Here is a 16544-nt window from a genome sequence, read left to right on the forward strand (position 1 = left end):
AGGACGGGTGGAGACGGGTGGAGGAGGGGAGGAGGGCGGGAGGTCAGGCGTTCTTCGGCTCGACTCGGGCCACCACCACGTGCGGCCGGCCGGGATGCGGTGCGGTGAAGGCGGTGTACAGGGCCTCGTGGTCGCGGCCGTCGACCGTCAGCGCCGACCAGCCCGCCGCCTCGAAGCGGGCGGCGATCCCGCCCGGACGGGCATGGCTGGCGGAGGCGTTGTCGACGACGACGGTGTGCAACTGCTCGAGTCCCGCCGGCCCGGCGAAGGCGATCGCCTCGTGGTTGCTGCCCTCGTCCAGTTCGGCGTCCCCGATCAGCGCCCACACCCGGGGCCGGTCGAGCCCCTGGGCGCGCAGCCCCAGGGCGGTGCCCACGGCGATCGGCAGTCCGTGCCCCAGCGACCCGCTGCCGATCTCGGCGCCCGGCACGAGGGTGCGGTCCGGATGGTGGCCGAGCGGGGAGTCGTAGGCGCCGAACTGCGGCAGCCAGTCCACCGGCAGGAAACCCTTCGCGGCGAGGACCGCGTAGTAGGCCATCGGGCCGTGCCCCTTCGACAGCAGGAACCGGTCCCGCTCCGGGTCCTCCCGCTGCTCCGGGCGGACCCGCAGCACCCGGTCGTAGAGCACCCAGAGCACGTCGAGCGTGGAGGTGGCGGCGGGTCCGTGCTTCTCGTCGCCCGTCATGAGCCCCATCAGCCGGGGCAGGTCGGCGTACCCGTGGGTGCGCCCGAGTTCTTCGGTGATCGTCATGCGTACGATCGTGCGACCTCAACCAAACTTGAGGTCAAGTGCAGTTGTCTCCCTGGGCAGAGGAAGCCTCGCCGAGCGCGCGGCCAAAAGGGGTGCGCGACCATCGGCCCGAGTGCGGTATTGTTTTCCTGCGCGTTCGGCCGCGGGAAACCCCAGGTCAGACGGGCAACGGGACGTGGCGCAGCTTGGTAGCGCACTTGACTGGGGGTCAAGGGGTCGCAGGTTCAAATCCTGTCGTCCCGACTGGAGACAGTTGCAGGTCAGGGCCGGTTTCGGAGGCATCCGAAACCGGCCCTTGATCATTCTTGGGGACCACTGGGGGACGGCGTCCTTGACCGAGGTCAGCGGGTCACGCCGGCGGTCGGGGCAGCTTCCAGTCTTTTCGGACGTACTGGCTCATGTGCGCATCCGGATGGCGCTGGAGGTAGTTCTGGTGCTCAGGTTCCGCTTCCCAGAACGTGCCGGACGGCACGACCTCCGTAACCAGCCTCCCCGGCCATAATCCCGACGCGTCGGAGTCCGTGATCACCGCGCCCGCGATGCGTCGCTGTTCCTCGTTCAGGTAGAAGATCGCGGACCTGAAGGTCAAGCCGATGTCGTCGCCCTGCCGGTTCAACGTGGTGGGGTCGTGGATCCGGAAGAAGAACTCCAGGATGCTGCGGTAGTCCGTCCCGGACGGGTCGTACGTGACCTCGACCGCCTCCGCATGGTTCCCGTGGTTTCGGTATGTCGGTTCCACCACCTCGCCACCGGTGTAGCCGACACGGGTGCCCACGACACCCGGGAGCCGGCGGAACAGCTCCTGCATGCCCCAGAAGCATCCGCCCGCCAGCACCGCGTACCCCTTCGCTGGCACCACGTCGTGTTCCTCCTTCGGTGAGGCCGGAATCGACTGAGGCCGTCCGACACGAGACCGGCCTCGACGGCGAGGGCCGCCCTTTCGCCACATCGCGGCAGCCGGACAGGGCTCTCGACTCCATGGCGCCGAACCGCCGGCTGGTTCACCGTTAGCTGCCTCGACGGCGGACTCCTTACCCGGCGTCTGCAGGTGCCCGGGCCGGGGGACTGCGCGAGCGGGGCCGGTCCGGAAGGTGAGAATGCGGCGGGGCAGCCCCGAGGGGCGTCCTCAGCACTTGGCTGGAGCCGATGGCCGGCCACCTGGGCGACCATGCCGGATAGACGCGTCGTCGACACCGGGCCTCTTGAATGGCCTTCTCCCGCCTGCGCCGTCACAGAAGTGCCGGCACGAGATGTCGCGGGGCTCCGACGGCATGGAGGCCGTAATGACTTCACCGGACAATTTCCAGCCCTACGAGGACGTGACCGCCTCCAACCCCCTGCGCTCGCAGGAGGAGTACGACGAGGACGAGCTGGGAGAGGACGTCCTGGACCGGGGTTACTCACCCGCCAATGCGCCTCTGGCCGTCAATGACTGGGGCGTCACTGCGAGGGAAGGCGCCTCCCACGAGGACCTCACGCACCGGCTCAGGCGCGAGGTGCCGGAGGTCAGCGCATCGGACGAAGGCGACGGGCTGGGCGACACGATCGGCACGGACGGTGAGCTCATCGACGACCAGGTCGGCGACGAGCGCGCGGGGCGCCTCCTCGGCTGGGACACGGACGTGCTCGCCGAGGGATACGACGGCGACGACTACTGGGCGCGGGACGTGGGCATCGACAACGGTGCAGCCTCCGCCGAGGAGGCGGCTGTCCATGTGGTGCCTGAAACCCGAGAGAACTCCTGAGCGACCGTCTGCCCACCGACTGGGCCAGTGGGCGGAATCCCCCTCCGGGCCGCGCGCGAGTCGCTCGTCGAAATACGCCGGAAACCCCGTCCGTGAAATCCCCGGATGTGCGCACGGCGAAAGAGAGAACAGCGACTTCCCGTAGACGTCCTGTAGATGGTCTCGTGTTCGGCTTGAGTGCACGAGATGACCTGGGGATTGAAGGCCATGCACTCTACGGATTTCAGAAGAACGCGCCGCTCGGCTGCGAACGAACATGCCGGAACCAGCGGCAGCGCCCCGGCAGCAGGGTCCGCCAAGGGCCGGAGGCAACTCGACCCGGAGTCCGCCGCCTGGGTGGACGCGCTCGGGGACGGTCATGGGCCGCGGTACGAGCAGGCTTGCACGCGGCTGCACGAACTGCTGGTGCGGATTGCCATGGACGAAGTGTTCCGCCGGGGTCCTCGTCACCGAATCACCGGGCCCGAGCTGAACGACCTCGCCCACCAGGCGGCCGCCGACGCTCTGATGAGGATCACGCACAAAATCCGGGAATTTCGAGGCGACGCCAGGTTCACCACATGGGCATTTCGATTTGTCGTACTCGAGGTGTCCAGCAAGCTGGGCCGCCATTTCGCGCGTGTTTCGAACGCATGGTTCGACTCGGACGAATGGGCGCAGGTACCCGACCGCTCCGGAACCGACCCCGTCGACCACTGGCAGGCGCGAGAGCTGGTCGAAGCTGTGCGCAACGTGGTCGAGACTGTACTGAGCGCCCATCAGCGGCAGGTCTTCACCGCCGTCGTCAACGGGGTCCCCCTGGAAACGCTTGCCGGTGAGCTGGGGACGAACCGCAACGCGCTCTACAAGACGATGTTCGACGCCCGTAAGAAACTGCGAGCTCAGCTGATCGCGGGCGGACATCTCAGCGCTGCGGGCTGATGCAGCGGCGGCCACGTCGGCCCGGGCCGCCACGAACTCACCTTTCCGAGGGGCCGGAGGTAAGATTTAAGGAGCCGCGGGCGCTCATTTCCGAAGGGGCCCACAAGGGCCGCCCCGGACTGACAAGGACGGCGAGCATGACCTTCATCTCGCGCGGTTTCCACGGCCGAAGGCCGCCGGCGGGCACGAAATTGCCGCCCGGGCAGTACGAGACGACCGGCTTCCCGGTGCTCTCCGCCGGGCCCACTCCCCGCATCCCGAAAGACGACTGGAAGCTGTCCGTGACCACGGAAGCCGGGAACCAGCACGTGTGGGACTGGGCAGGGCTGATGGCACTCCCGGCGGAGTCCCCCACCGTGGACCTGCACTGTGTGACGAAGTGGTCGAAGTTCGACACCGAATGGCAAGGGGTGTCCCTGGACGTTCTGCTCGCGGACGTGGAGACGGACGCGGAGAACGTCCTCGTCACCTCGTACGGCGGCTACACCACGAACATCCCCCTCGCCGACCTGGTCGACGGCAAGGCGTGGATCGCCTATGGCTACGGGGGCAGCGACCTGGCGCCGGAACACGGTGGCCCGGCCCGGCTGCTGGTCCCGCACCTGTACCTGTGGAAGTCCGCGAAGTGGGTGCGCGGGATCGAGCTGCGGCAGAGCGACACACCCGGCTTCTGGGAGAGCGCCGGCTACCACAACTACGGAGACCCATGGCGAGAGCAGCGGTACCAGGGAGACTAGGCGACCGGCTTCGGTGGCGGATCGCCGAGGTCACGGACCGGCGCGTGGAGTCGGCGACGGCCGTCACCCTGACACTGGACCTGCCGGACTGGCCCGGGCACCTGGCCGGCCAGCACGTCGACGTCAGGCTGACCGCGGAAGACGGCTACAGCACCCAGCGCAGCTACTCGATCGCCTCGGCCCCCAACGGCCGAGGCCTCGACCTGACGGTCCAGCGCACGCCCGGCGGAGAGGTGTCGCCCTACCTCGTGGACGAGCTCGTGCCCGGGGACCGACTGGAGCTGCGCGGGCCTGTCGGTGGCTGGTTCGTCTGGAGGCAGCAGCAGACGGAGCCGATTCTGCTGGTGGCGGGCGGATCGGGACTCGTGCCTCTGATGTGCATGATCCGCGCGCGCGAGGCGGTCGGCAGCCGGGTCCCCTTCCGGTTGTTGTACGCGGTGCGGACCCCGTCGGACCTGCTGTACCGCTCGGAGCTCCGCGAAGGGGCGCCGGGGCTGGACACGACGTACCTCTACAGCAGAGAAGCCCCCGCGGACTCGCCGCGCCCGCCGGGGCGCATCGCCCCCGAGGACTTGGTCCGCGGCGGCTGGCCCCCCGACTTCGAGCCGACCTGCTATGTCTGCGGGCCCACGGCGTTCGTCGAGAAGACGGCCGCCTACCTGGTGCTCCTGGGACATGCACCCGAGCGAGTACGTACCGAGCGCTTCGGCGACAGTGGAGGTTGAGATGGCGTCCGTGGAGGCCGGCGGCCCAGATGTGGACGATGCCCATGACGGGTATGTCGACGGAAACGCGCTGGCAGGGCCCCTGTCGGAGGTCTTCGCCGTTGATGTGACCGCCGCGACGTGCCGATGCGCCAACTGCGGCTGCACGGGCCCCCTCGCTTGCCTGCACGTGTACATGCATGCACCGGGTCTCGTCGCGCGCTGCCAGGAGTGCGGGAGGGTCGTGCTGCGTACGACGCGCACGAGAGACTCGGTCTGGCTCGACATGAGCGGCGCGGCCTCGCTTGCAATTCCACTGGGAGAGGCCTGAGTGCCCGTGTACCGCTGCGCCAGTACTACTGGCTTCACTTCCTGGCCCGCATGACACTGGCGGAGCGGCCGGAACCGGAGGCTGCGGGGAATTCGATCCCCGGCCACGAGCCGGCCGGGGTGGTCAGCGCCTTCGGCGAGACACCCCCTAGGGCACGGGCTGAGTACGTGGCCGTCGAGGCACGCAACCTCGCGCCGCTGCCGGGTGATGTCGACTTCCCGGGGGCGCGAGTCTGCCGATCTCCGGTCTGACCGCTCACGAGTTCGTCGACCTCGACGACGACGCCCTCGAAGTCCACGACTTCGACGGCGATCGGCTAGCGGCGTTCGCGCAGCCCGACCACGCGGAAACTCGCCCTGCCGACGCGGAGCACGCCGTCTGACAGCGGCGTGCACCGTACGCCTCCCTTGCCGCGCAGCGCGCGCTGCGCCCCGGGCCCGATGACAGCGTCCATCCACGCGCACGGCCGTGCCGCGCGATTGACGGCGAAGGCGATGGGGCCGTCGCCGGTGTCGAGCTCCACGGTCCGATCGATGCAGGAGTCGATGTCGACGCCTCGAAGCAGGATGTTCCGTCGCGTCTGTTGGAGGTCGACGGCAGGATCGATGCTTGTGGGCAGGTTCTCTTCCGCCATGATGGTCACGGCCGCGTCCCGGTGAGCCGGCTGGGCGAAGTACCGGTCGCCGACGATTCCGAGGTGACGGCGTACATGGATCTGCTGCACCAGGCCGCCGACAGGGTCAGCTGACGGCCCCTGGGCGGGCCGTCCGGAGAACCGGTGCACTGGCGACACGAGGAGCTGCACCACCTGCACCTCGTCCTGAGGGACATGTGGGGAACTCAAACCGAGTCCACACCCTTCCAGGGGTCGTGAGGCGGGCCGCGCAGGCCGCCCCGGGCGTGCCCACGCCCCGCATCAGAGCGTCGCGGCCGACGCGGGAGCCACTTGGCTGGGAAAGTGCCCTTGGCGGTCCGCGACCCGACCGCGGGCCGCAAGCGCTTTGGCACGGCCTCCAGAGTAGTGCGCCTTCCTGAGCAGGGGCAGGCGGTCGATCCGCCCGTCGACGCGCAGTAGAGGCACGGTGGACAGGACGCTCATCGGAAGAGGAACCGGCCAGTGCATCCTGACCGAGATCACCGAGGAGAAGCGACAGCCGCGGTGATTCCGACCGCCCAGCAGGCGTAGTCGAGCGGCGGTACGCACAGGCCGCTGCCGGCACCGTGAACATCACCACCACCGATGCCCGCCCGGAGACCCGGCCCCGGCCACCCTCGTGCCTCTCGGCTACGGACCGTGGCATCTTCTCCGCGGGGTGCCTGCGACAACGACATGGTTGCCGGCCTCCGCCGGCCCTACCAACGGGCCGGTTCGCCCTGGTCGAGGAATCCCCGCCCCGCCTGCTCCGCCGCATACGCGGCCACGAGCCGGTTCCAGCTGTACCGGCCCGGACCGATTTCCGAGACGAGGTGCGCTCGAGTGAGGCGCGACAGGACCTGGCGGACCCGGCACTCGGGCCGTCCGGCCAGGTCCGCGACCTGCGATGCCGCGAACATGGGGTCAGGGCAGGCGCTCAGGTCGCGGAAGAGCGCGGCCGTTTCCGTGTCGAGCAGGCGGTACGAGCGAGTGATGGACGCGCGGACGTCGAGCGCCCGGTCCTCGTCGCTCGCGAAGGCGTCCAGGGCGCCGTGCTCCGGCGTCTCGTACTCATCGGCCAGGCTCGCCAGGCGCAGTTGCGGTCGATAGGCCGCGCGGGCGGCGACGTTGGCCAGGGCCAGGGGGAGCTGCCCGGCCAGCCGGATGATGCGGTCGACGGCCTCTGGTTCAGCCGCTGTCCTCGCTGCGCCGAGTCGGCGCGCGAGGAGGCTGCGTGCGTCCGTCTGGCTCAGGGGCGTGAGTGTCAGGGGAAGTGCCTGGTAGGCGGCGACGAGCGCGTGCAGTTGCATGCGGCTGGTGACAAGGGCCATGGAGCCGGGGCCTCCGGGGAGGAGGTGCTTGAGCTGGTCCGTGTTCCATGCGTTGTCGAGCACGACGAGCACTCGGCGGCCGGCGAGCAAGCCGCGGAACATGAGCCCCCGCGCCTGCGAGGTCTCGGGCATGTCCTCGGGGCGGACCCCCAAGGACTGCAGGAAGTCCTCGAGTACGTGCGCGGGGTCCCGTGGCTCGGCCTCCGGTCCGGCTCCCTGAAGGTCGGCGAAGAGCTGGCCGTCCGGGAAGCGGTCAGCCAAACGGTGGGCGACAGTGGTGGCGAAGGCTGTCTTGCCGACGCCGGCCAGTCCGCCGACCGTGCAGATGGCCACAGAGGACGACGCCTCCGCATCGGCGACCAAACGCTCGACCTGCTTCTGCTCTCTCTCGCGCCCGACGAGGCTCGGCAGGGCGGCTGGGAGCTGGGCCGGGGCGTGAGGCGGGGCCGTCCGTGGCGCCCCCTTCGGACGGTCCGCGCATTGCGGGAGCTGGAATCGCCCGGAGAGGATGCGATCGTGGACTTGCTGCAGTTCCGGCGAGGGGCTGACGCCAAGGCGTTGACGCAGCAGGTGACTGGTCGTGTGGTAGATGGTCAGGGCTTCGGACTGCCGCCCAGCGCCGTAGAGCGCGGTCATGAGGAGGCCGCATATGCGCTCTCGAAGCGGGTGCTCGACAAGCAGGGCGGAAAGTTCTGCGGCGGCCTCGGCGTAGCGCCCTGTCTCCACTTCGCAGGCGAGCTGCTCCTCCACACAGGCGAGGCGTAGCTCACCGAGGACACTGCGCTGCTGGTCCGCGAACGGCCCCGGGACCCCGGCCAGGGCCACCCCCTTCCACATGTCGAGGCCCTCGGTCAGCAGGCTCGCCGCGGACGCCAGGTCGCCGTTGCCGCGTGCCTCCCGCGCCCTTGCCGCTGTCTCCTTGAACCTGTTCAGGTCCAGAGCGTCCGGTCGGATGTGCAGCAGGTAGCCCCCGTCGACCAAGCGCACGGAGCTGCCACTCTGCACCCCCAGTGCCTGCCTGAGCCTGTACACGTAAGTGCGCACGGAGCCCACGGCCGACGGCGGGGCCTCGTCGCCCCACACGTCCTCCACCAGTTTCGAGAGGCTTACCGGCTTGCCCGCCCTGAGCAGCAGCGAAGCGAGCACGGCGCACTGCCTCGGCTGACCGGCTGCGGCCTCGACTCCCTGCCTGTGCAGCCGGACGGGACCGAGCACTGAGAACTGGACGCCTGGGTGCATAGTGCCTACCGCCCTGGGGATCCTTGTGAGGCTGGGTACCGGCCCTCCAGCAGGGGACCGCTCTCCTCAAACATACCGCAGACCGGTCCGATATTCTGGACTAAATAGTCCCCTTACTGGGAGGCGACCTGCTCGTTGCGCGGGGGTCGCTTGTCGAGATGGGGGCGGGGCTGCGTGCAGGCAGTGGGGCGGGCGAACGAACGTGTCGTCCCGCCGCCACACCACGGCCGCCTGCCAGGGCGATGAAATCCAGCCGACACGGAGACCGCGAGTTAACCGCCGACGGCGTCGCGCGGGACTTCGCCGTCCCGCCCCGGGACGGGTCAGCGACCGCCCGCGTCCCGCGCAGGCGGATTGCCTTCCTCCGCGGGCACGGCATAGGCCTTGACGTGGCCGATCGCCATGTCGAGGGCGATCCTCATGGGTCTGACGTCCTGGGCCGTCTGCGCAAGGAGGTAGCCGCCCTGAAGGGCGGCCATGAGGCCGGTGGCCAGTTCTCCGGCGTCCGCGTCGGCACTGAGGACCCCCGAGTCCTTCATTCGCACGAGCCCGGCCTCGAGCAGCCCCGCCCAGGTGTCGAAGTGCCGGGCGATCGCCTTGCGCACCTCTTCGTCCTGATCGGCCAGCTCGCTCGCAAGGGAGCCGAGCGGGCAGCCGTACGCTCCGTTCCGGAGCGCGTTGCGTTCGATCACCGCGTCCCGCCAGCGCTCCAGCCCGCGGAGAGAGTTCAGCCGCCGCAGCAGCTGGTAGTGACGTTCGAGCACTTCAGCGGCCTGCAACGCGACAACGTCCCGCACCAGCGCATCCTTGTCGGGGTAGTGGCGGTAGAGCTGGGATTTACTCGTTCCGCTGGCCGCCCTGACATCGTCGAGGGTCGTGAGAGCCACTCCCTTGACGTACATCATGTCCGCGGCGGCCCTCAGAATGCGCTCGCGAGTCACCCGACCGCGCTCAGTCAGTCGGGAGTCGTTTTTGTCGCGTGCCTGTTCCGCCACATTGGCCAGAGTACCGGTGCGGAGGCTAACAGGATCCAGAATGGACTTCAAGGTCCTTTTCCGTCCTCGAGGTGCGGTGGCCGCGCTCGGTGGCGCCGGGGTGCTCGAGTACGGCGGCCACGGGTGCGGATACGCGGCCAGGCCGGTACCGACTGCGCACGCCGAAGAGCCGGCAGGCCTCGCGGGCACGACCGCGCGCCGGATGGCCACACGCTGTGTGACCATCGTGCACAGAGCGTGCCTGGTGCCTGCAGTCGGCCGCTGCGAAAGGAAGAAGCCGATGACGAACAACACCATGGCCACGAGGGCCGCCCGACTCGGATGCGCCACGCTCGTCGACGCCATGGGCCGGGTCTACGGCCACCGGGCTCACATTCCCGCCATGTCGAGCCCCGATCCCCTTCGCCCCCTCTTCGGGCGTGCCGCCACCATCTCCTTCCTGCCGTACCGCGAGGATCTGACGGAAACAGGCCGAGACTTCAGGCACTACTTCTACGGAGCGCTCGGGGAAGGGCTCCCCGCAGAGCACGTACTCGTGCTCTCCAGCGGCGGCTACTCCGACGTGTCGCACGGCGGGGGCACCAAGCTCGCAAGGGCGGACAGCGCCGGGCTGGCGGGCGTCCTGGCGGACGGCCGCCTCCGGGACTTCACCCAGCTGCGCGCCTACGGGTTTGCCACGTGGTGCACCGGGGAGGCGGTCCGCTGGGGCGGCGACACGGTAATGCCTCACGCCTTCGGCGTGGCCGTCGAGGTCTCCGGCGTGTGCGTGAACCCGGGCGACTACGTCTACATGGACAGCGCCGGCGGCGTCGTGATCCCTCCAGCGAGCCTGCACCAGGTCTTCGCCATCGCGGAGGACATCTCGGCCGATGAAGCCGCGGCTGCCAGAGACATCAGGGCCGAAAGCACACAGCCGTGACAGTTGAGGCGACTTCAGGGAACCACGCTGTGGGCCGGGCAGGTGCGGCACAGGCGGACACCTGAGGGCCCATCTCCGGCCTTGATGTCTCTCTGAGCCCGAAGAGCCGGCCTCGGCGCCGAATCTCTGTGTCCGGGGTCGAAGGCGGTCGCGCGGACAGCGGAGCGGTCAATCGGCAACGGCGAAGCCGTCGGAACCCAGCGTTCGACCGCGCAGGCGGTGATACCAGGATCGAGGTAGGGTTCCGGCGCCCTCGCGACAAGGCCCTCAGGCGGAGGGCGTCGCGCGCTTGGGCAGCACCCAGTCTTCGCGCGGGAAGTGGCATGTGTAGCCGTTCGGGTATGTGATGAGGTAATCCTGGTGCTCGGGCTCGGCCTCCCAGAAGGGGCCTGCCGGCTCGATCGTCGTCACGGCCTTACCCGGCCACAGGCCCGACGCATCGACATCCGCGATCGTGTCGCGTGCGACCTGCTCCTGCTCGGGCGACAGGGGGAAGATCGCCGAGCGGTAGCTCGTGCCGATGTCGTTCCCCTGGCGGTTCAGGGTCGACGGGTCGTGGATCTGAAAGAAGAACGCCAGGATGTCACGGTAGGTCGTCTGCGTCGGATCAAAGACGATCTCGACCGCTTCGGCGTGGCCGGGATGGTTGCGGTACGTCGCGTGATCGTTCTCTCCGCCGGTGTATCCGACGCGCGTCTCCAGCACGCCGGGCTGCCGGCGAATGAGGTCCTCCATGCCCCAGAAGCAGCCGCCGGCCAGGACGGCCGTCTCGGTGCCCGGTTCCCGAGTGATCTGCCCGGTGTCGTGAATTCCGCTGGTCATGATGCGTACTCCTCTGCAATGGGCAGCTTTCGTGGTGTGGGACGGCCTCACCCGCGCCCGGGGTGCACCGCGCGACTCCGATGAGCCACCAGGCCCACCGCATTGCGCCCGCACCCACGTCATGAGCGTCGATCCTTCGCCCCGTCTTACCGAACCACGTCGCCATTGGGCTTCTTCCTCGCCGCCCTCGCACCCCACCCGATCGATCAGCCCGGCAAGACTCCGAGGTCTGGCGGAAGCGCAAGGCGCCGCCTGCGGAGACGGCGAAGCTCTCCGGCGCGCGGTTCCGGGAGCGCCTCGAACAGGTCCGTGGGCATGGCGGGCTCCATCAGGTCGGCTGCCTGGGCGACGAAAACCGCGCGAACGCGGCCGGCGGGCTTTCCACCTCCGGGGGCAGGCGGCCGGGGCCGCGCACACGGGCGGCGCCCCTCGCTGCCCAGTCTGCCGCCTTTGCGGCGCCGCGCACACCGGATGCTCTTCGGTCCCTGGGCCCGGGGCGTCGCGGTAAGAACACGGGCGGCGCACGACGCGGAAACCAAGACGCTGCCGCGCTACCCGGGAGGTAGGCATGACGGAGTACCGCAAGAGTCCTGAGCGCGTCTCGCAGCTCACGGACCAGCAGTACCGAGTGACCCAGCAGGATGGGACCGAGCCCGCGTTCGCCAACGCCTACTGGGACAACAAAGCGGCCGGGATCTACGTGGACATCGTTTCCGGTGAGCCCCTGTTCGCCTCGGTCGACAAGTACGACAGCACGACCGGGTGGCCCAGCTTCACGAAGCCGCTCGACCCCGACCATGTCGTCGTGACCCCCGACACCAGCCACGGCATGGTCCGCGTCGAAGTCCGCTCGGCACACGGGGACAGCCACCTCGGCCACCTGTTCCCCGACGGGCCCCGCGACCAGGGCGGACTGCGGTACTGCATCAACTCCGCATCCCTGCGCTTCGTCCCCGTCCAAGATCTCGAACGAGAGGGCTACGGTCAGTACCTGCACTTGTTCGACGCGATGCAGGGAGACACCGCCGAAACCTGACAGGCAGGCCCTCGGCTGCAATCCCCCCGGCCCGCCTCGTCGATTCGCAGTAGACGCCCTGTCCATACCGACGTGGTTGCCTTCCTCTCGGAGGTTGCAGAGAAACGTGGTCGCCGCATCACACGGAGGGCAGTGCGCCATCTGTGTTGGTTGGCTCTCGCGGAGCTGGGAAGGCGGCCGTTGAGGCGTCGCCGAGGCTCCCGTGCGTGCGCCGACGCTGCCGGCCGGCATCCCGTCTCGGCTGCCTGACCCCCCGACCGCCGGGCGGGCCGTGCTTCCCCCCACGGCCCGCCCGGCGTGGGGCGTAGGTTCACATCACCGGCCGCTGGGCCCGTCCGTTCGCAGGCAAGACAGAAAGTGTGACGATGACGATCAAGCTAGAGGCCGAGGCATCGGCCCGTGAAGAGAACAACGCTGCGCTCATCGCTGCTCTGGACGAGAGAAGTCTCAGCGAGGTGGAATCCAGCTGGAACCTCGATGTCCTCAACGACGCGGAGCACGGTCGCTGGGTCGCCAGCCTCGGTCCCGAAGCGATCGCCGAGCTCTCGTACCGGTTCGTGGGCGGTCGCGTTGTGCTGCTGACGACCTGGGTCGACCCCGCCTACCGCAAGAATCGGGTGGCCACGGAGCTCGTCTCTCGCGTGCTGGACGAGATCCGCGAGAGCGGGAAGAAGATCACCATCATCTGCCCGGTCGTGGGTGAGTTCATCGCCCGCAACCCCGGGTACGCCGACCTCATCGACAAGGTCCATCCCGGAGCCGGCGCCTACCCCAAGCACGAACGCGCGGAAGGCGGCCACGACACAGAGCTCGCCGCGATCGAGCACGACCTGGCGTAACACTCCGGAGGCAGAACGCCGTCCTCCATCTCGTTGCCGCCGCTTGTGTGCGGCCGCATGCCTCGAACCACCACAGCTCGCAAAGGGCCAGTTCGGGCCCACGGGAGGTGCCCGCAATGACCAAGAACCTCGACGGTGTCTCAGCCGAAGACGGTGCACCTGTGCCGGCTGGGGAGATTCCGGCCGCTCTCACCGCAGGGCGCCTCGTCTACAGCGACGGAGCGACGCAGACCTTCCACTCCGACGGCGCCACCCGCTACTTCGAGGGCGGACGGGAGACCGAGGGCACGTGGTCGGTCGACGAGAACGGCCACTTCTGTTCGTTCTGGCCGCCGTCCTACCGGGCCTCGTACGACCTGCACCGGGTGGTGGAGGGGGGAGAGGTCGTCGGCCTTCGGTTCTCGGATCTGCGAAGCGGAAGCCGTTTCGACGGCCGGTACCAGTGAACGCCGGACCTGCCCCTGGTGGAAAACGACCGGGGGAGCGCGAGGGACGAGGGCGCCCTCTCAAACTGATGCGAACACGGTGACCCGAGTGACGGCGCCGCCGGCCGCCGCTGCGATCGGCACCTGAAGGCGGCGGGCCGCTTCCAGATGGTTACTGGTCCAGATGATGCGCACGCCGGTCCCGGTCGCCTGCCCATCCGCATCGTGCAGGTCACGGCGAACCGCCTCGACCAGCCGGGAGTTGTTCTTCGGGTCGGAGTCCAGTGGCTCGGGCACCAGCCCTTCGTCGTTCTCCAGCCCGTGCGCCAGACTCTGGTACCACCGCAGGATCCGTTCGGCCATGATGATCAGTTCCTTCTGCGCGGCGGCACGGTCGTCGAGCGATGCTCTGTCTGCGGACCGCCGCCACAGTTCCAGGACCGCGTCTCCGGCCAGCCGGAGCCCGACAACACCAGCGACCAGGGTCGTCATCTCGCACAGAGGGACAGGCTTGGCCCCGCGTTCGGCCAAGAACGTCCGGAAGGCATCGTCCAGCCGGCGTGCCGCGGCCGCCGCCTGCCGGCCCTCCTGCGGAACCTGGATGGCCGCCTGCCCGAGAGCACAGCACGAGACCGCATAGTCCACGGCGGCGAGCAGATATCGCGCGCTGTCGGCGTACGCCTCCGCCAGCGCCTTGCCGACCGCCGCGGAGGCGCCACGCGGCCAGAAGAACAAGCCGACGACCAAACTCACGCCACAGCCGAGCGCGATGTCCTCGATGCGGAACAGGATCAACGAAAAGCCGGCAGGCTGTGCGACGTTGTACAAGATCACCAGTGTGAGGGTGAAGGCAGCCTGCCCGGCAGCGAACGAGACCACCGCCGGAACGACACCTGAGAACATCACCGCCAGCGGCAGCAAGATCCACAACAGAGTCGTGTCGTGTCCGATGAGCTGAAGAAGAGCGACGCCCAGGACCGAACCGGCCAAAGTCCCGCCAAGGGCACGAAAAGCGTTCTGCCCGGTGTTGAGTGCGTTGGAACGCAGAACCGACAGGGTGCCGAGCATGACCCAGAAGGCGTGCTGGACACCGGTCACGTCGGCCAGCACGACCGCGATACCCAGGCCGATGGCACCGCGGATGCTGTTGTGCAGCCACACCGAGTGCGGTGCCACGTGCGCGGCCGCCCGGTCCGCTGCGCTGGTCAGCGGCCCGTCGGGCGCCCCCATCACGCGGCCGAGCAGGCGATCCCACCAACTGCGCCGGTGAGCAGCGCGGGCGGCGCTGACGTTCTGCGCGATCTGCAGGACGACGAAGGCCACCTCCTGGGCCCGGAACGACACGTCAAGGCTGTCGATGAAGGTGTCGAGGTCAGGCTCGCCGGCGTCCCCGGCGCCTGGCGTCGGCATGCGGCTGACGGCCTCGTCCTCCAGCGCGATCAAAGCCGTCCGAAGTTCCGCCGCTCCGGCCAGCAGCCGCTCCGGTGAGTCGTCCGGGTCGTCGAGCAACTGCGCCGACAGATCCAGGACTTCCGCAGCAGCCCTGCGCACCTCCGACGACCCCGAGGTGCCCACCGGGCCTTCCTCCACCGCGGGAGCGGACTCCACCAGGATCGTGCTCAGCCAGGTCAGCTCATCGACCAGGCGAACCAGAGCCCGAGACTCGGTGGACAGACCCGTGGGCCGGTAAGGGGTGGCGGTGAAGGCCTGCCGCAGCTTGTGTGCACTCGACTCGGTCTGCCCAGCGCAAGTACGGCACTTCCGGAACGCCGTTGCGCGGCACCGCCCCGCGAAGTAGTCGGCTTCCGAGCGCAGTTGAGCCGCCGCCGCCCGGCAGACCTGCGCCGCCGGCGCACTGAGCGGGTCGCCCTGCGGCCTCGGCCACAGCAACCGGACAGCGAGCATGGACGCCCCCGCCGCAAGCACCACGCCCATCAGCCGTTCGGGCAACTGCCCCAGCGGCGCAGGGGTCGCCACCGGCAGGATGAACGCAAGCAGCAGCGACGTCGCGGCGCCGGCCAGAACCGAGCTGACCACGCCCGAGAAGAGCACGACGAAGCCCACCGACACCGTCGCCACCACCGCGGTCCAGACTGACCGGGCCGCGAGGGTACCCAGCGAAACCAGCACCACCCACGCAACGGCGAGCGCCGCGTGTGCCCGCATCCGCTGGGCCGGGGGACCGGTGAACTCGACCAGCAGAAGCATCGAGAACGCACCGAACGCAGCGAAGGTGGCGGCGACCGGTGAATGGAAGACCTGGGTGCACAACGCGAAGAGGAGGGGCAGCACCACCGTGGCCCTGGCCGCCCGCCGCGTGGCGGCCAGGACCGGATCCCGGCGGCGCAACCATGCGGTGAGCTGACGCATCCGATTCATCACGATCCGCCTCGGGGTGGAGACACGGTGACCGGGCAAGGAGGTCATGAGGCACCCCTCACGCCCGGCGTCGCCGCCGCGCGGCCAGGGCCACCAAGAACACAGGACGACGGCCCCGCCTCCTCGGACATGATCCGATTTTCGAACAGCGCCATGAGACTCGTCCATCCTCTGGTTCGGAGAGGCTCCGGCGCCGGTGACGGGTGGGTCCCGCCGTTCTCTGCTGGGAAAGTCCGGTGCCGAATCACCGTACTGGCGTCGGCCGCGCCACCCGTTCTTACCTGCGGCTCAACCGCCACGTGCCAGTCGGTCGGTGATCGGTGTGCCTTGTCAGTTCTCGATCCTGACCTGGCGTGGATCGAAGGCGACGTAGCCGCTGAAGTCGCGACCGACACGGGTCGCCGCCGACTCCTTGATGTTCGGGTAGGACCAAGCCGCGTCCCTGAGCACCGACTCGCCGACCACGACGTCGTGATACTGCGCCCTCCCCTTCCAGGGGCAGGTGTAGGGGGTTGGGCTGTTGCGGAGCGCGCCGGCCGCAACCGAGTCCGGTGGGAAGTATGCGTTTCCCTCGATACTGACTACCGCCTCGCTCGCAGCCTCTGCCACGACGGTCTCCCCGACCACTGCCTTCATCGGTCTTTCCTCTCATCGATCCCTTTGCACGGCCATATCCGCCCACGCGGCCGACCGTGTCGCCTGTTCTTCTCTGCTCATCGGCTCACCCCTCCAATGT

At 69.0% G+C, this 16544-nt stretch carries 17 protein-coding genes, 1 tRNA gene and 1 pseudogene; 11 read left to right on the forward strand and 8 right to left on the reverse strand.

What is annotated here, in order from left to right; translation table 11 throughout:
* Positions 1-43: 43 nt before the first annotated feature.
* Positions 44-751, reverse strand: coding sequence for a thiamine pyrophosphate-binding protein (locus IE318_RS25700; RefSeq protein WP_189904068.1), 708 nt, complete (start codon positions 749-751; stop codon positions 44-46).
* A 169-nt stretch (positions 752-920) separates the two neighbouring features.
* Between IE318_RS25700 and IE318_RS25705 the strand changes: the two genes are divergently transcribed.
* Positions 921-994: transfer RNA gene (locus tag IE318_RS25705), tRNA-Pro, on the forward strand.
* 106 nt (positions 995-1100) lie between these two features.
* On the opposite strand, the gene msrA (IE318_RS25710) is transcribed toward IE318_RS25705, so the two are convergent.
* Entirely contained in the window at positions 1101-1610 is a 510-nt protein-coding gene (gene msrA, locus IE318_RS25710; protein WP_030176642.1) for a peptide-methionine (S)-S-oxide reductase MsrA, read from the reverse strand.
* A gap of 424 nt (positions 1611-2034) precedes the next feature.
* Here msrA (IE318_RS25710) and IE318_RS25715 point away from each other — a divergent pair, with 424 nt between their 5' ends.
* The 6 genes and pseudogenes from IE318_RS25715 to IE318_RS46550 all read left to right on the forward strand — a co-directional run.
* Positions 2035-2496, forward strand: coding sequence for a DUF5709 domain-containing protein (locus IE318_RS25715; protein WP_189904073.1), 462 nt, complete (start codon positions 2035-2037; stop codon positions 2494-2496).
* A 186-nt stretch (positions 2497-2682) separates the two neighbouring features.
* A complete protein-coding gene (locus IE318_RS25720) occupies positions 2683-3417 on the forward strand; it encodes a sigma-70 family RNA polymerase sigma factor (RefSeq protein ID WP_229903742.1) in 735 nt (244 codons plus the stop codon).
* Positions 3418-3554: 137 nt separating this feature from the next.
* Complete coding sequence (locus tag IE318_RS25725; protein ID WP_189904075.1) at positions 3555-4154, forward strand: molybdopterin-dependent oxidoreductase; 600 nt, start codon at positions 3555-3557, stop codon at positions 4152-4154.
* A complete protein-coding gene (locus IE318_RS25730) occupies positions 4124-4879 on the forward strand; it encodes a ferredoxin reductase (protein WP_189904077.1) in 756 nt (251 codons plus the stop codon). Before IE318_RS25725 ends, IE318_RS25730 begins: the two co-directional genes overlap by 31 nt.
* 1 nt (position 4880) lies before the next feature.
* On the forward strand, positions 4881-5189 hold the full coding sequence (locus tag IE318_RS45180; protein WP_229903743.1) for a DUF6510 family protein: 309 nt from the start codon (positions 4881-4883) through the stop codon (positions 5187-5189).
* Positions 5190-5239: 50 nt separating this feature from the next.
* Positions 5240-5445: pseudogene (locus tag IE318_RS46550) on the forward strand (NADP-dependent oxidoreductase); the annotation flags it as partial.
* 60 nt (positions 5446-5505) lie between these two features.
* Here IE318_RS46550 and IE318_RS25735 read toward each other — a convergent pair.
* From IE318_RS25735 to IE318_RS25745, 3 genes are all read right to left on the reverse strand, one after another.
* Complete coding sequence (locus IE318_RS25735) at positions 5506-5997, reverse strand: molybdenum cofactor biosysynthesis protein (protein ID WP_229903744.1); 492 nt, start codon at positions 5995-5997, stop codon at positions 5506-5508.
* Positions 5998-6542: 545 nt separating this feature from the next.
* A complete protein-coding gene (locus tag IE318_RS25740; protein ID WP_229903745.1) occupies positions 6543-8300 on the reverse strand; it encodes an AfsR/SARP family transcriptional regulator in 1758 nt (585 codons plus the stop codon).
* Between the two features lie 416 nt (positions 8301-8716).
* Complete coding sequence (locus IE318_RS25745) at positions 8717-9439, reverse strand: TetR/AcrR family transcriptional regulator (RefSeq protein WP_189904080.1); 723 nt, start codon at positions 9437-9439, stop codon at positions 8717-8719.
* Positions 9440-9668: 229 nt separating this feature from the next.
* Between IE318_RS25745 and IE318_RS25750 the strand changes: the two genes are divergently transcribed.
* Positions 9669-10307 carry an RraA family protein gene (locus tag IE318_RS25750; RefSeq protein WP_189904082.1) on the forward strand — a complete coding sequence of 213 codons (639 nt, stop codon included), beginning with the start codon at positions 9669-9671 and terminating at the stop codon, positions 10305-10307.
* Between the two features lie 267 nt (positions 10308-10574).
* Here the strand turns inward: IE318_RS25750 and msrA (IE318_RS25755) are convergent, their stop codons facing one another.
* Positions 10575-11129, reverse strand: a complete 555-nt coding sequence (gene msrA / locus IE318_RS25755) for a peptide-methionine (S)-S-oxide reductase MsrA (protein ID WP_030176669.1) — start codon at positions 11127-11129, stop codon at positions 10575-10577.
* A gap of 568 nt (positions 11130-11697) precedes the next feature.
* Here msrA (IE318_RS25755) and msrB point away from each other — a divergent pair.
* The 3 genes from msrB to IE318_RS25770 all read left to right on the forward strand — a co-directional run bounded on the left by msrB (position 11698) and on the right by IE318_RS25770 (position 13450).
* On the forward strand, positions 11698-12165 hold the full coding sequence (msrB, locus tag IE318_RS25760; protein ID WP_189904084.1) for a peptide-methionine (R)-S-oxide reductase MsrB: 468 nt from the start codon (positions 11698-11700) through the stop codon (positions 12163-12165).
* A gap of 365 nt (positions 12166-12530) precedes the next feature.
* Positions 12531-13004 (forward strand): GNAT family N-acetyltransferase, encoded by a 474-nt coding sequence (locus IE318_RS25765; protein ID WP_189904086.1) that lies wholly within the window; start codon positions 12531-12533, stop codon positions 13002-13004.
* Between the two features lie 116 nt (positions 13005-13120).
* Entirely contained in the window at positions 13121-13450 is a 330-nt protein-coding gene (locus IE318_RS25770) for a hypothetical protein (RefSeq protein ID WP_189904088.1), read from the forward strand.
* A gap of 60 nt (positions 13451-13510) precedes the next feature.
* Here the strand turns inward: IE318_RS25770 and IE318_RS25775 are convergent, their stop codons facing one another.
* Positions 13511-15856: an FUSC family protein gene (locus IE318_RS25775; protein ID WP_229903746.1), complete on the reverse strand. Its 2346-nt coding sequence runs from the start codon at positions 15854-15856 to the stop codon at positions 13511-13513.
* A gap of 282 nt (positions 15857-16138) precedes the next feature.
* The gene (locus IE318_RS25780) at positions 16139-16444 is read right to left on the reverse strand and encodes a DUF427 domain-containing protein (RefSeq protein WP_030176678.1); all 306 of its coding nucleotides are present in this window, start codon (positions 16442-16444) and stop codon (positions 16139-16141) included.
* Positions 16445-16544: the final 100 nt, after the last annotated feature.

The sequence above is a fragment of the Streptomyces spiralis genome (assembly GCF_014654675.1).
GTDB classification, from domain to species: Bacteria; Actinomycetota; Actinomycetes; order Streptomycetales; family Streptomycetaceae; genus Streptomyces; species Streptomyces spiralis.